This is a genomic window from Flavobacterium columnare (assembly GCF_014844295.1).
GTDB lineage: Bacteria > Bacteroidota > Bacteroidia > Flavobacteriales > Flavobacteriaceae > Flavobacterium > Flavobacterium columnare.
Genome location: NZ_CP054494.1, coordinates 158,147 through 172,290 on the forward strand (window position 1 = coordinate 158,147; position 14,144 = coordinate 172,290).

Annotated in this window: 14 protein-coding genes; 7 read left to right on the plus strand and 7 right to left on the minus strand. The window is 30.8% G+C overall.

Annotated features, from left to right (window positions below; genetic code table 11):
• Positions 1 to 130 precede the first annotated feature (130 nt).
• The 5 genes from HUE53_RS00675 to HUE53_RS00695 all read left to right on the plus strand — a co-directional run bounded on the left by HUE53_RS00675 (position 131) and on the right by HUE53_RS00695 (position 6,450).
• Positions 131 to 1,417: an anthranilate synthase component I family protein gene (locus HUE53_RS00675; protein ID WP_014165322.1), complete on the plus strand. Its 1,287-nt coding sequence runs from the start codon at positions 131 to 133 to the stop codon at positions 1,415 to 1,417.
• 321 nt (positions 1,418 to 1,738) lie between these two features.
• Positions 1,739 to 3,046 carry a tRNA lysidine(34) synthetase TilS gene (gene tilS / locus HUE53_RS00680; RefSeq protein ID WP_065213266.1) on the plus strand — a complete coding sequence of 436 codons (1,308 nt, stop codon included), beginning with the start codon at positions 1,739 to 1,741 and terminating at the stop codon, positions 3,044 to 3,046.
• On the plus strand, positions 3,043 to 5,058 hold the full coding sequence (locus HUE53_RS00685; RefSeq protein ID WP_014165324.1) for a protein-disulfide reductase DsbD family protein: 2,016 nt from the start codon (positions 3,043 to 3,045) through the stop codon (positions 5,056 to 5,058). The genes tilS and HUE53_RS00685 overlap by 4 nt, the downstream gene beginning before the upstream one ends.
• A 2-nt stretch (positions 5,059 to 5,060) precedes the next feature.
• On the plus strand, positions 5,061 to 5,657 hold the full coding sequence (locus HUE53_RS00690; RefSeq protein ID WP_138424799.1) for a Crp/Fnr family transcriptional regulator: 597 nt from the start codon (positions 5,061 to 5,063) through the stop codon (positions 5,655 to 5,657).
• 100 nt (positions 5,658 to 5,757) lie between these two features.
• The gene (locus HUE53_RS00695) at positions 5,758 to 6,450 is read left to right on the plus strand and encodes an MBL fold metallo-hydrolase (RefSeq protein ID WP_014165326.1); all 693 of its coding nucleotides are present in this window, start codon (positions 5,758 to 5,760) and stop codon (positions 6,448 to 6,450) included.
• Between the two features lie 30 nt (positions 6,451 to 6,480).
• Here HUE53_RS00695 and HUE53_RS00700 read toward each other — a convergent pair whose 3' ends face one another.
• From HUE53_RS00700 to ruvX, 6 genes are all read right to left on the minus strand, one after another.
• Positions 6,481 to 7,194, minus strand: a complete 714-nt coding sequence (locus HUE53_RS00700; protein WP_192188601.1) for a hypothetical protein — start codon at positions 7,192 to 7,194, stop codon at positions 6,481 to 6,483.
• A gap of 57 nt (positions 7,195 to 7,251) precedes the next feature.
• Positions 7,252 to 8,028, minus strand: coding sequence for a nucleoside triphosphate pyrophosphohydrolase (gene mazG / locus HUE53_RS00705; protein WP_014165328.1), 777 nt, complete (start codon positions 8,026 to 8,028; stop codon positions 7,252 to 7,254).
• A gap of 100 nt (positions 8,029 to 8,128) precedes the next feature.
• The gene (locus HUE53_RS00710; RefSeq protein WP_192188602.1) at positions 8,129 to 8,671 is read right to left on the minus strand and encodes a DUF5606 family protein; all 543 of its coding nucleotides are present in this window, start codon (positions 8,669 to 8,671) and stop codon (positions 8,129 to 8,131) included.
• Positions 8,672 to 8,723: 52 nt separating this feature from the next.
• The gene (gene def / locus HUE53_RS00715; protein ID WP_014165330.1) at positions 8,724 to 9,305 is read right to left on the minus strand and encodes a peptide deformylase; all 582 of its coding nucleotides are present in this window, start codon (positions 9,303 to 9,305) and stop codon (positions 8,724 to 8,726) included.
• Between the two features lie 48 nt (positions 9,306 to 9,353).
• Entirely contained in the window at positions 9,354 to 10,889 is a 1,536-nt protein-coding gene (locus HUE53_RS00720) for a malate:quinone oxidoreductase (protein ID WP_225556195.1), read from the minus strand.
• A gap of 57 nt (positions 10,890 to 10,946) precedes the next feature.
• Positions 10,947 to 11,363 (minus strand): Holliday junction resolvase RuvX, encoded by a 417-nt coding sequence (gene ruvX / locus HUE53_RS00725; protein WP_014165332.1) that lies wholly within the window; start codon positions 11,361 to 11,363, stop codon positions 10,947 to 10,949.
• Positions 11,364 to 11,448: 85 nt separating this feature from the next.
• Here ruvX and HUE53_RS00730 point away from each other — a divergent pair, with 85 nt between their 5' ends.
• Entirely contained in the window at positions 11,449 to 12,264 is an 816-nt protein-coding gene (locus tag HUE53_RS00730; RefSeq protein ID WP_077225725.1) for a 2,3,4,5-tetrahydropyridine-2,6-dicarboxylate N-succinyltransferase, read from the plus strand.
• A gap of 30 nt (positions 12,265 to 12,294) precedes the next feature.
• The gene (locus tag HUE53_RS00735; protein WP_065213260.1) at positions 12,295 to 13,410 is read left to right on the plus strand and encodes a glycosyltransferase family 4 protein; all 1,116 of its coding nucleotides are present in this window, start codon (positions 12,295 to 12,297) and stop codon (positions 13,408 to 13,410) included.
• Here HUE53_RS00735 and HUE53_RS00740 read toward each other — a convergent pair.
• Positions 13,392 to 14,144 carry a glycosyltransferase family 2 protein gene (locus tag HUE53_RS00740; protein WP_077225724.1) on the minus strand — a complete coding sequence of 251 codons (753 nt, stop codon included), beginning with the start codon at positions 14,142 to 14,144 and terminating at the stop codon, positions 13,392 to 13,394. The two genes, HUE53_RS00735 and HUE53_RS00740, sit on opposite strands and share 19 nt — an antisense overlap.

The following is a 14,144-nucleotide window of genomic DNA, read 5'->3' on the forward strand; positions in this document are numbered from 1 at the left end:
AATCTTTTCTACAAATTATTTATTACTACTGCTTATCTAATCTTTTATATACTTTAACAACTATTTAAAGCGTTCTGATTTTCTATTCTGTAAAGTATGTAATATTTTAGCCTTTTGAAAAAAGTATATTGTGAGAATCTTAAAAAAAATAAAAGTTAATCCTATAGCTATAAAAGAAAAATTACTTCTTTGGGCAGAAAATTTCCGTGAAGTAGCCTATCTAAACAGTAATAATTATCCACAACAATATAGTTCTTATGACTTAATTGTTGCTGTAGATGCTTTTACTTCCCTAAAAACGGACTATCTTAATGCTTTTGATGATTTAAAACAATACCAACAACAAACCAATGATTGGCTATTTGGTTACTTAGCTTATGACCTAAAAAATGATATTGAATCACTAAATTCTAAAAATCATGATGGATTAAATTTTTCCGATTTATTTTTTTTTCAGCCTAAAAAGATATTTTTCTTAAGAGGAAATGAACTAGAAATTGCTTATTTAAATATGTGCGATGATGAAATTGATTCAGATCTTGAAGAAATTTTAGAAAAACGAAAAACGAAAAACGAAACTCAAAAATCTGAAATCATAATCCAACAACGTGTTTCAAAAGAGCATTATATAAAAAAAGTGAACCAAATGTTAACTCATATTCATAGAGGCGATCTTTATGAAGCTAACTTTTGCATGGAATTTTATGCTAAAAACGGTAAAATCATTCCTTCCGAAATTTTTCAAGAATTAAATAAAATTTCTGAACCTCCTTTTGCTTGTTTTTTTAAAAATCATATCCATTATTTGCTATGTGCTTCTCCTGAGCGTTATATAAGGAAAGAAAATCAAAAAGTCATCAGCCAACCTATTAAAGGAACTTCTAAACGATTTGAAGATCTCATTTTAGATACAAATTCTAAAACTGAATTAGAACAGAATCCAAAAGAACGGTCTGAAAATATTATGATAGTGGATTTAGTCCGAAATGATTTAGCTCAAACAGCTACAAAAGGTTCTGTACAAGTAGAAGAATTATGTAAAATTTATTCTTTCAAACAAGTACATCAAATGATTTCAACGGTTATTTCTGAAGTAAAAAGCACAACTAATCCTGTTGATATTATAAAAAACACTTTTCCTATGGGAAGTATGACTGGTGCTCCTAAAATTTCGGCTATGCGGATTATAGAAGAATTAGAAGAAACCAAAAGAGGTTTGTATAGTGGAGCCGTAGGCTACTTTACTCCTTCTGGTAATTTTGATTTTAATGTAGTCATTCGCAGCATTTTATACAATTCTAATACTCATTATCTTTCTTTTTCTGTGGGCAGTGCTATTACCGCATTATCTGACCCTGAACAAGAATACGAAGAATGTTTATTAAAGGCTAAAGCCATGCGTGAAGTATTAAGTTAAAAAAATAAATATTTTTATAAATCCATCAAAAAGTATTTATTTTTTTACAATTTCTCTCTAGCATCCTATTTACTTTCATAGTTTGCCATTAAAAAATGAATTATGTTATTCCTATTACTTCTATACGGGTTCCAACAAAACCTAAACAAAATAAGAATAAGCTTTTCTACAAATCTTTTGATTATAAAATATAAAAACACTCAATGCGTAATTTAAACACCTATATTGTATGAAATTTTAAAAAGAGATCTATACTCCTAGTTTAGGTTTTTTTTATAATTTCAATCTCAATTATTACTAATAAAATTCAATGAACAAAAAATGCTGATACAATTACAGAATCATATTAATCAAAACCTTCCCTTTTTAAATGATAAAAAATTACTTCTAGCTGTTAGTGGTGGTATTGATAGTATGATTTTATTAAACTTGTTTTCAAAATTAAACTTACAAATAGCTATTGCACATTGTAATTTTCAATTAAGGGGTGATGAAAGTAATAAGGATGAAGAATTTGTAAAATTTGAAAGTCAAAAATTAAAAGTTGAAAGTTTTATTAAAAATTTTGAAACGCAAATATATGCGAACGACAATAAACTTTCTATTCAACAAGCAGCACGCGAATTACGCTATAATTGGTTTTATGAATTATTAAACACGCAAGGATTTGATCATTTGCTAACCGCACATCATTTAGATGATTCGTTAGAAACATTTTTAATCAATTTCACCCGTGGTACAGGTATTGAAGGACTAACAGGAATCCCACAAATCAATGATAAAATTATACGTCCTTTATTAATTTTTTCTCGTGAAGAAATTGAAAAATACGCAGCAGAAAATAATATTCAATGGAGAGAAGATGCAAGCAATGCTTCTGATAAATATTTCAGAAATAAAATTAGACATCACGTAGTTCCTATTCTAAAAGAATTGAATACGAATTTATTAAGTTCTTTTCAAAATACACTTAAAAATTTAAAACAAACTGAATCTCTTGCAAGTCATTCTATTTATAATAAATTGGAAGAAATAGCAATTAAAAAAGAAGACGACATTTATTTTGATGTTGTAAAATTACAAACTTTACCAAATTATAAAGCCTATTTATATGAATGGCTCAAATCGTACGGCTTTCATGATTGGGATGCTATTTATGACTTAGTAGAAAATCAATCGGGGAAACAGATTCTTTCCGATCACTACCGATTAATAAAAGATAGAAATATTCTTATTCTAACTACAAAACAAACTTCTCTTACTTTAGAGTTCTTTATTTCTAAGGAAACTAAATACATTGAAAATCCAATAAAATTGCGTTTTTGTAACTCAGGTTACAATACAATACCTACAAAATCTTCTATTTTTGTAAACAAGGAAACGTTAAAATTTCCTTTAAAACTTAGAAAATGGCAAAAAGGTGATTATTTTTATCCATCTGGAATGAAGGGTAAGAAAAAAATAAGTAAATACTTTAAAGATGAAAAATTTTCATTAGTTGATAAAGAAGATACTTGGCTTTTACTTTCAGACGACAAAATTGTTTGGGTTATCAATCATAGAGCTGATAATCGTTTTATTGCCCATTCAAATACAAAAAACATATTAAATATAATTTTCACAGAATGAAAAAATTACTAGCCTTTTTATTTTTTATAAGCTCTTTAGGTGCTTATTCTCAAATACTAAATCCAGTAAGCTGGAAAACAAGTGTGCAAAAAAAATCAGACACTGAATTTATTATTACTTTCGATGCAAAAATAGAACACGAATGGCATCTATTTTCACAGTTTACGCCTGATGGTGGATCTTTACCTACTGTTTTTACTTTTAAAAATGCAAAAGGAAATTACCAATTAGTTGGCAAAACCTCTGAAAGTGCTTATAAAAAGGTATATAGTGAGGTTTTTGAAGTAGATGAATATTTATTTGAAAACAAAGCACAATTTAAGCAAACAATAAAACTTATTAATCCTAAAAACACGAATGTAAAAGTATATGTTGAATATCAAGTATGTAAAGAAGCTTGTATACAACAAGACAAAACATTTGATATACAATTACCCCTAACAAACACAGAAGCGGCAAAAGAAGACGTTGCAAACACAGAAGTAACACCAAAAGACACAACTAATAAGATAATTGCTGTTCCTTTGATCACAAAAGAAAATAAGCCATCAGCTATTGACACAAACAATAGCTCTACTACAAAAACGGAAGATAACGATAAAAGTCTTTGGACGATCTTTTTATTAGCATTTCTAGGAGGATTTGCTGCTTTACTGATGCCTTGTATTTTTCCGATGATACCAATGACGGTAAGTTTTTTCACAAAACAAAGCAAAACAAAAGCAGAAGGTATAAGAAATGCCATTCTATACGGATTGTCAATTATTGTTATTTACGTAATCCTTGGTTCTTTAATAACAGGTGTTTTTGGTGCAGAAGCTTTAAACGAATTATCAACAAGTGTTTGGTTTAACTTAATCTTCTTTGGATTATTAATTGTATTTGCTCTTTCTTTTTTAGGCGCGTTTGAAATTGTTTTACCAAGTTCTTGGGCAACAAAGTTAGATTCACAAGCGGATAAGGGAGGAATCCTAGGAATTGCATTCATGGCTCTAGCTCTTGCGGTGGTTTCTTTTTCTTGTACAGGGCCTATTGTAGGAACATTGTTAGTAGAATCTGCTACAAAAGGAGGAATTGCTCCTATCGTTGGAATGTTTGGTTTTTCTTTAGCTATTGCACTTCCCTTTATGCTTTTTGCTATGTTCCCTGGATGGTTAAACACTTTACCAAAATCAGGAGGATGGTTAAACACCGTAAAAGTTTCTTTAGGATTTTTAGAATTGGCTTTTGCTTTTAAATTTTTATCTAATGCGGATTTAGTTTTACAAAAGCATCTATTAGAAAGAGAATTATTCCTAGCTATTTGGATTGGTATTTTTGGTGCTTGGGCTCTGTATTTATTTGGTAAATATATGTTACCTCATGATTACGAAAAAGCTGATAAAATTGGTATTGGAAGACTCATAATGGCTATTATTGTTACCTCATTTACTTTTTATATGATTCCTGGGTTATGGGGAGCTCCTCTTAAAATTTTAAGCGGATTAACACCTCCATTAAATTATGCGGAAAGCACTAATGGTTTAGGTTCTTCTTCCGCTGCTTCAAAAGCAGAATTACCTGAACACGCACATTACGGACCGCATAACATTGTTACTTTTGACGATTACGAAACAGGTTTAGCATACGCAAAAGAAGTTAACAAACCTGTTCTCCTAGATTTTACAGGAGATGCTTGTGCTAATTGTAGAAAAATGGAAGATAACGTATGGTCTAACCCTGAAGTATTATCTATCTTACAAGAAAAAGTTGTTATCATTTCTTTAGTTTGCGATCGAAAAATTGAATTGCCAAAAGAACAACAATACGTTTCAAAAGCAACAGGTAAAGAAATCATAACAATTGGTAATAAATGGAGTGATTTCCAAATTACGAGATACAAAAGCAACTCTCAACCCCTTTATGTAGTTTTAGATTCTGATGGAAATGACTTGTCTAAACCTATTGGCTTTTCAGGTATTGATGAATATAAATCTTGGTTAGAAAACGGCATCAATAATTTTAAAAAATAATTATGAATCCCCAATTAATACAAAATCATTTAAAGGAGTATTTAAGTTCACTCCACATTTTAAATGAAGATGAAATTAATTGGGGATCTTCTTTTTTTAAAATCATTATTCTAAAAAAAGAAGATTTTTTTATCAAACAAGATGAGCCTTGCTTGCTCTTAGGTTTTATTGCAAAAGGAATGGTCAAAGCTTACTCTGTAGATGCTTACGGTAAAGAAAACATTTATTGTTTTGGTATTGAAAACGATTTTGTAACTATTTTAACTAGTTTTCAAAATAAAACACTTTCTACAAAAAATATACAAGCAATAGAAGATAGTTTATTACTTACTATTACCTTAGAAAATTTAAACCTGCTTATTAAAAAAAGTACTAATTGGGAAAAAGTTGCACAACATATTATACAAAAAGAGTATTTAGAAAAAGAACGTTTTTTACAACTTTTTCATCATCAATCAGCAAATTTAAAATTTAGAAACCTAATTAAGTTTTATCCTTTCCTTCTTACCCGAGCTAAAACAGAAGATATAGCTTCCTTTATAGGAATTACTACTCGTACATTAAATAGGGCTAAACTACATTTTTATCAAAAAGAATAAGACAAATGTCTTTTTTTACTCATTTTTTCTGTTCTATTTTCGTCTCATATAAATTTTAAGATTCATTTTTGAATATTTACCCCAAAACACTCCTTTTTATATGATAAAAAAAATAGCACCCGAAGTATTTCATATTCCTTTATTACCCCGAAATAGTGTAAACTGTTATATTATAGAGGGAGTATTAGTAGATGCAGGCATAAGAAGTTCTTTTTCTAAAATAAGAAAAGCAACAGAAGAAATCCCTATTTATGCACACGCGTTAACACATGCTCATCCTGATCACCAAGGCGCATCGCAATTAATTTGTCATACTTTAGACATCCCTTTGTATTGTCATACAAAAGAGGTAGAAAGAGCTGAATCTGGATTGGCAACTAAAGATTATCCTTCGCCTAAAAATATGATTTCTTTATTACAACAAAAATTTTGGTCAGGGAAAGGAATGAAAGTAAATAAAACACTTAGAGAAGGAGATTCTTTGGGCGAATTTAAGGTAATTGAAACGCCTGGACATTCTGATGGACATATTGCTTTTTTTAGAGAAAAAGATGGTGTTTTAATTGCTGGTGATGTAGCTACAAACATGAACCTAATTACAACTCAAAAAGGTTTGTATTTACCTCCTTATCTATTTACTTCTAATCCTAAAGAAAATCTTTATTCTCTACAAAAAATAGCCAAACTCAATCCACGTATCTTATGTTTTGGACATGGCCCTGTTTTTTACAATCAGGATAAAAAATTTGAAAAATTTGTAGCCAAAGGATTTGAAAAACATTTACCCATGTAAACTTTTCAGTAAAAATAGTAAGACAATTTTTTATTTTTTTTCTATTGTCTTACTATTTTTAACAATTCTTGTGATATTAAATTTTGCTTTAAACCCTGTAGCCAATCCCCATTTATCGCCCATCAAAATTTTAGATTGACTATCTGTAAACAAAAATTCCCCTGTATTAGGAGTAAAAGTTCCTTCGTTTAGAGCTTCAATTTCTATATGATTAATCCCTTCTGTAAGGTAAATTATTATTTTTTTTCTAAATCCTTCTAAATATAAATAGTCAGTCACATTTTTGCCATTTACCCAAACGTGAACCTGATCTCCATCTACCTCTCCGAAATCTCGATAGTTTAAGGTTATGGTTTCTGAATCTATAGTAAAATCTCCAAAATATTGATGTTTTCTAAAAGCTTTTGGATCCAAAACACCTTCTTTAATCTGAGGCTTTAGCTTATCATTCATTTTTTCTGCATATAGCTTTCCTAGGTCTAGATCACTACCTCCTCCCGTCATCTGCATTTCTTTATCTGTTTTGGGAGGATCATATTTTTTAGGAGGTACTTTGAATAATTTAGGTTCAAAAGGTTTATTTAATGAATATTGAGGCGCCGTTTCTTCTTTGCCTTTATTTTTATTAGGTTCGGGAATATCTATTCGTGGTATTTTTAACGAAGGCAATCGTTTGCCATCATTTTGCGCTTTCAGCTTGAAACATACAAAAACTACAATTATAAAAATTTGGTATCGCATCATACGGATATATCAAAAATCATTCCTTTTTAAAGACTTATTCTTTTTTAAAATAGTTTTTTAGGGCATACGTTTGGCTTCTTCCCAAAAAACATCCATCTCGGCAAGTGTCATATCCGAGAGGTTTTTACCCAGTACTTTTGCTTTTTGTTCTAAATAGGTAAACCTTTTGATAAATTTTTTATTCGTTCTTTCCAAAGCGTCTTCTGGATTAATATTTAAAAAACGAGCGTAATTAATCATTGAAAAAATAACATCTCCAAACTCTGCTTCTATTTTATCTTGATTTCCTTTTTTTACTTCTTCTTGTAATTCTTGTAATTCTTCTTGTACTTTATCCCATACTTGGTATGGTTCTTCCCAATCAAAACCTACTCCTTTGACTTTATCTTGTATCCTACTGGCTTTAACCATGGCGGGCAATGATTTAGGTACTCCTTGTAGAACTGATTTTTTACCTTCTTTAAGTTTGAGTTTTTCCCAATTTTGTTTCACTTCTTGTTCATCTGCTACTTCTACATCTGCATAAATATGAGGATGGCGATGAATGAGTTTATCACAAATAGCGTTGGCTACATCCGCTATATCAAAATGTTGGGTTTCACTTCCTATTTTTGAATAAAAAACGATATGAAGTAATAAATCTCCTAGTTCATTTTTAATTTCATTTAAATCATTATCTAGTATAGCTTCTCCTAACTCATAGGTTTCTTCTATGGTCAGATGACGCAAACTTTCTAATGTTTGCTTTTTATCCCATGGGCATTTTTCTCGAAGTTCGTCCATAATATCCAATAAACGATTAAAAGCTTGTAGTTGTTCTGAACGTGTATTCATGTCGTTTTTTTATAGAAAATAATAGATTTACTAAATAACAAAAAATCCTGCATTTGTTGTTCAAATACAGGACTTATATTTTTGTTAAAATTACAACTGATTATTCTTCAGATTTTGTTTTTTTTGTTGCTCTTGGTTTCTTTGGTTTTTCTTCTTTTTCACCAGTAGTTTCTTCTTTTTTAGCTTTAGTTGCTCTCGTTTTTTTAGGTTTTTCTTCAGCTACTTCTTCTTTTTTAGTTTCTTCTACTTCTACTTCTTCAGCTAAAACCACTAATCCTTTAGCTTGTAATATATTATACCAGTTCAAGATTTTTTTTACATCAGAAGGATATACTCTATCTTGATCATAATCTGGCAACACTTCTCCAAAATATGCTAATAAAGCGGCTTTATCCTCTTTTAAACGAGGGGCTTCACCACCATTTTCTTTTTTGGCAATAGCACTCATTACTTCTACTAATGGTTTTTCTTCTGAGTAAGTATATACTGATATTTCAGATAATAAACTTACATTACTTTGCATACCCACTGTTACTTTTTTACCATCAACTAATGATTCTGCTACAAAACCAGTTCTTGTTTGCATTTTTAAAGCATATAAACCTGGCTTTCCTGAAATGGCTAATATTCTTTCTAAATTCATTTTGTTAAATTATTTTTATTGCTCCTCAATTGGGAGGGCAATTATATTACTTTTATTTCATTTTTGCAAAACGCATACGGTAATCAGGTCGAGCCTTTCCTTCCATAATGTTTTGTAATTTCTTTTTAATTAAGGTTTTTTTAAGGGTTGAAATTTTATCGGTAAACAAAACGCCTTCTATATGATCGTACTCGTGTTGAATTACACGTGCCACCAATCCGTCGTATACTTCTGTTTTCTTTACAAAATTTTCATCAAAATATTCGATAGTTATCCGTTCATGTCGATATACGTCTTCACGGACATCTGGAATACTCAAACAACCTTCATTAAAAGCCCATTCTTCTCCTTCTTCTTTCAGTATTTTGGCATTAATAAAAGTTTTCTTAAACCCTTTTAATTGTGTTGCTTCTTCTTTAGATAAGTCTTCTGTATCACTAAAGGGTTCTGTATCTACAATAAACAACCGAATAGCTAGACCTACTTGCGGAGCTGCCAGTCCAACACCGTGTGCCTTGTACATAGTTTCGTACATATTAGCAATTACTTCTTTCAAATTAGGATAATCCTCTGAAATATTTTCACCTACTTTTCGTAATACAGGATCTCCGTAACCTACAATTGGATATATCATTCTTCTATTTTTTCAAAATAAATCAAGGACGCAAAAGTACGAATAGTTTTAAACATTTAATTTTAAAACTTCATTTGTTTTTTGACGAATTTCTTTGACCATTTGCGTATTTTTATTTAGCTCTTGACCATAAGAAGGTATCATTTCTTTTAGTTTGGTTTGCCAAGCATTACTTTTCATTTTTTGAGGAAAACATTTTTCGAGTAATTCAATCATGATTGAGGTAGCTGTTGATGCTCCAGGAGAAGCTCCTAGTAATACAGATAATGATCCATCGGCGGCAGCTACAACTTCTGTTCCGAATTCTAAAACTCCGTTTCCGTTTTTATCTTTTTTTATAACCTGAACTCGCTGTCCTGCTGTTTCTAATACCCAGTCTTCTTTTTTTGCTGAAGGAACATATTCTTTCAGGGCTTTCATTCTATCATTAGTAGATTGAAATACTTGTTCTATTAAATACTTAGTTAAAGGTATATTTTTAATACCTGCTTGTAACATGGGCTTAATATTATCCATTTCTATGGATGAGATCAAATCAAAATAAGATCCATTTTTTAGGAATTTGGTTGAAAAACCTGCATAAGGTCCAAACAATAATTCTTTTTTCCCGTTTATGACCCGTGTATCTATATGAGGTACAGACATAGGCGGTGCACCCACTGAGGCTTTGCCGTATACCTTTACATCGTGTTTTTTGATTACTTCTTCGTTAGTACATTTTAACCATTGTCCGCTTACAGGAAATCCCCCATAACCTTCTCCTTCAGGAATATTGGCTTTTTCTAACAGTAATAATGATCCTCCACCTGCTCCAATGAATACAAATGGTGTGTAAATTCTTTTCTTTTCACCAGTAGTGAGATCCGTTATTTTCAAACGCCACTTTCCTTCTTCTTTTTTACGCAACTTTTTAACTTCGTGATTAAAATGTATGTTCACTCCATCTAACGTTTCTAAATATTTGAAAAGATTTCTTGTTAAAGCACCAAAGTTAACATCAGTCCCATATTTCATTGTTGTGCATGCAATATCAGTATTGGATTTACGTCCTTCCATTATTAATGGAGCCCATTGTTTGATTATTTCTGGATCTTCTGTATATTCCATTTCCTTAAACAATTCATATTGTTGTAAAGCTTCAAAACGTTTACGTAAATAGGAAACATTTTCTTTACCCCATACAAAACTCAAATGTGGAACAGACTTGATAAAAGACTCTGGATTGGCAAGTAATTCTTTTTCAACTAAGTATGCCCATAGCTGACGTGATACTTCAAAAGCTTCTGAAATTTTAACTGCTTTTTTTACATCCACCGTTCCGTTTTCTAATTCTGGAGTATAATTAAGTTCACAAAATGCGGCATGTCCTGTTCCGGCATTATTCCAAGCATCAGAACTTTCGGCGGCTGCCACGTCTAAGCGTTCAAAAATTTCAATCTTAATATCAGGTTGTAATTCCTTTAATAACAAACCTAAAGTAGCGCTCATAATTCCAGCGCCAATTAACACTACATCTGTTTCTTGATTTTGAGTTGTTGCTGCCATTCTAGTAAATTGTGATGCAAAGATACATCGTAAAAGTATTATTTTTTTACAATTTTTTTAGGTAACGAATTAATTCTACAAAAATTGTAAAGAATGTTAAATCATTTTTCTAGTTAAATAATCTTTCAGCATAATAGTTGCTGAAATTTCATCTATTAATGCTTTATTTTGGCGTTGTTTCTTCTTAAGACCACTATCAATCATGGTTTGAAAAGCCATTTTAGATGTAAATCGTTCATCTACTCTTACTATTTTTACTTCTGGAAATTGATCGCTAAACTTTTGCACAAAAGCTTCCACCAAAGGAGCGCTTTCCGAAGGCTGTCCATTCATTTGTTTAGGATCGCCAATCAAAACTTTTACAACTTTTTCTCTTTCAAAATACGTTTTCAAAAAATCTAAGACTTCTGTAGATGCTACTGTAGTAAGTCCTGAAGCAATTATTTGAAAATCATCCGTTACAGCAATACCTGTGCGTTTTAACCCGTAATCTATCGCTAAAATCCTTGACATGAATTAAAAATTTCAACAAAAATAGCTAAAACTTTGATTTTTGCTTTGGTTCAAATCATTTATATTTGCTAAAAATATAAATCACATGCAAAATTTACAGAATATAATAGAAAAAGCTTGGGAAGACCGATCTTTACTACAAGATGACGCTACACAAGAAGCCATTAGGGAAGTAATTAATTTACTTGACGCAGGAACATTAAGAGTAGCAGAACCTATTTCTGATGGATGGCAAGTAAACGAATGGGTAAAAAAAGCGGTTGTTATGTTTTTCCCCATTCAAAAAATGGAAACTTTTGAAGTGGGTATTTTCGAGTACCATGATAAAATGCCTTTAAAAAGAAATTATGCTGAAAAAGGGATTCGAGTAGTTCCTAATGCTGTAGCAAGACACGGAGCGTATATTTCATCAGGTGTAATTATGATGCCTTCTTATGTAAACATAGGTGCTTATGTAGATGCGGGTACAATGGTAGATACATGGGCTACAGTAGGAAGTTGTGCTCAAATAGGAAAGGATGTTCACCTTAGCGGTGGCGTAGGTATTGGAGGCGTATTAGAACCGTTGCAAGCTGCTCCTGTGATTATTGAAGATGGTGCTTTTATTGGCTCTCGTTGTATTGTTGTGGAAGGAGTTAGAGTAGAAAAAGAAGCTGTTTTAGGAGCTAATGTTTGTCTTACTGCCTCTACTAAAATCATAGATGTAACGGGTCCAGAACCTGTAGAATACAAAGGCGTTGTTCCTGCTAGAAGCGTGGTTATACCTGGTAGCTATGCTAAAAAGTTTGAGGCAGGAGAATACCAAGTTCCTTGTGCATTAATCATTGGAAAGCGTAAAGCATCTACTGATTTAAAAACATCTTTAAACGATGCTTTAAGAGAATACAACGTAGCGGTATAATCTTAATTAATAGCATAAAACATTCAATAGATGAAAATAGGATACGAAGCTAAACGCGTATTTCATAATAAAACAGGTTTAGGAAATTATAGCAGGGATTGCGTTCGAATCCTTGCTACTTTTTTTTCAGAAAACCAGTATTTTTTGTACAATCCTAAAAAAACAAGTACTGTTTTATTTCCTTTCAATAAAAGTAATGTAGAAGAAAAACTTCCTTTTTCTAGCTTTTATAAGAAGTTTTACAATATATGGAGGCAATTTGGAATTTTATCTGATCTTAAAAAAGATGAAATAAAATTATTTCATGGTCTTTCAGGAGAACTCCCTAGCGGTCTTCAAAAAAATGGGATCAAAAGCATTGTAACGATACATGACTTAATTTTTATACGATATCCTGAGTTGTATTCTTTTTTTGATCGAAAAATTCATTTTTATAAATTCAAAAAAGCTGCTCAAGAAGCTGATCTTGTTATTGCTATAAGCAAACAGACCAAAGAGGATATTGTTCATTTTTTAAAAATTCCTGAGTCTAAAATTAAAGTTGTTTATCAGGGCTGTCAAGATGTATTTAAGACAATTTATGCTGCTGAATTACAAGAAAAAGTTTTGAAAAAATTTAATCTACCGAAACAGTTTGTATTAAATGTAGGAACTTTAGAAACACGAAAAAACGCACTCAATATAGTAAAAGCTATAAGAGATATTGACACTCATTTAGTCCTTATAGGCAAAGAAACGCCTTACACAAAACAAATTCATCAATATATAAATGAACATCAAATTCAATACAAAGTAAGCTTTTTAAGAAATGTAAGCAACGAAGAATTAGCTATTATTTACCAGTTAGCAAGTGTTTTCGTGTACCCTTCTATTTTTGAAGGATTTGGCATCCCCATTATAGAAGCTCTTTTTTCAAAAACCCCTGTTATTACCACTCATTCGGGTGTTTTTCCTGAAGCTGGTGGTCCAAATAGTTTATACATCAACCCGAATAATCCAGAAGAAATAAAAGAAAAAATTGAATGGGTACTCAATAATCCAGAAGAAGCTGAAATTATTTCTAAAAAAGGTTTTGAATATGCTCAGCAATTTTCTGACGAGGTAATTGCAAATAATTTAATGGATTGTTATCTCTCTTTGTTTTGATATAAATCATATAATTTTGCATATTTTAAAAAACTTCCAAAGGCTGAAAACATACTCCACACAAACCCTTCGTAACCATTTAATATGTTACGTTGTATAAAATAAACTCGAATAAACTCAAAGGGGAATTTAATGAAAGGCTTCAATAATGAGGCCTTTTTTTCTTTTTCAAAAAAGAGCTCACCACTTAACAAAGAGTATTTGATTTGTTTTTGTATGGCAATAGAAATATCAAAGACCGTGTAATGTAACATTTCATTTGATAAGACTCCTGTTTTACCTTCTACTTTTATGGTTTCATGTACTTTATCTGGTGTAAAACTTCCTACTGTTTTATCAAATAGTCGTAAAATTGGTTTTTTATTTTCATTTCCGTATTGAAAGACTTTATTTAAAAAAACATGTGTTCTTGGTATTAAAAATCCGCTTTTAGTACTTTGTTCTAAATCTAATTTTTGAATTTCATTTATTAACTCATCTGAAAGAACCTCATCAGCATCTAAGGACAACACCCATTTATTAGTTGTTTGTTGAAGCGCAAATTGTTTTTGTTGTCCAAAATTTTCAAATTTATTATAAATTATTTTAGCTCCATATTGTTCACAAATAGCAACGGTTTCATCGGAACTTCCTGAATCTACAACTAGTATTTCATTAGCCCAGTATAACTTTTCTAAACATTTAGCTATTATCTTTTCCTCGTTAAAAGTTATAATAAAGACAGATATTTTCAT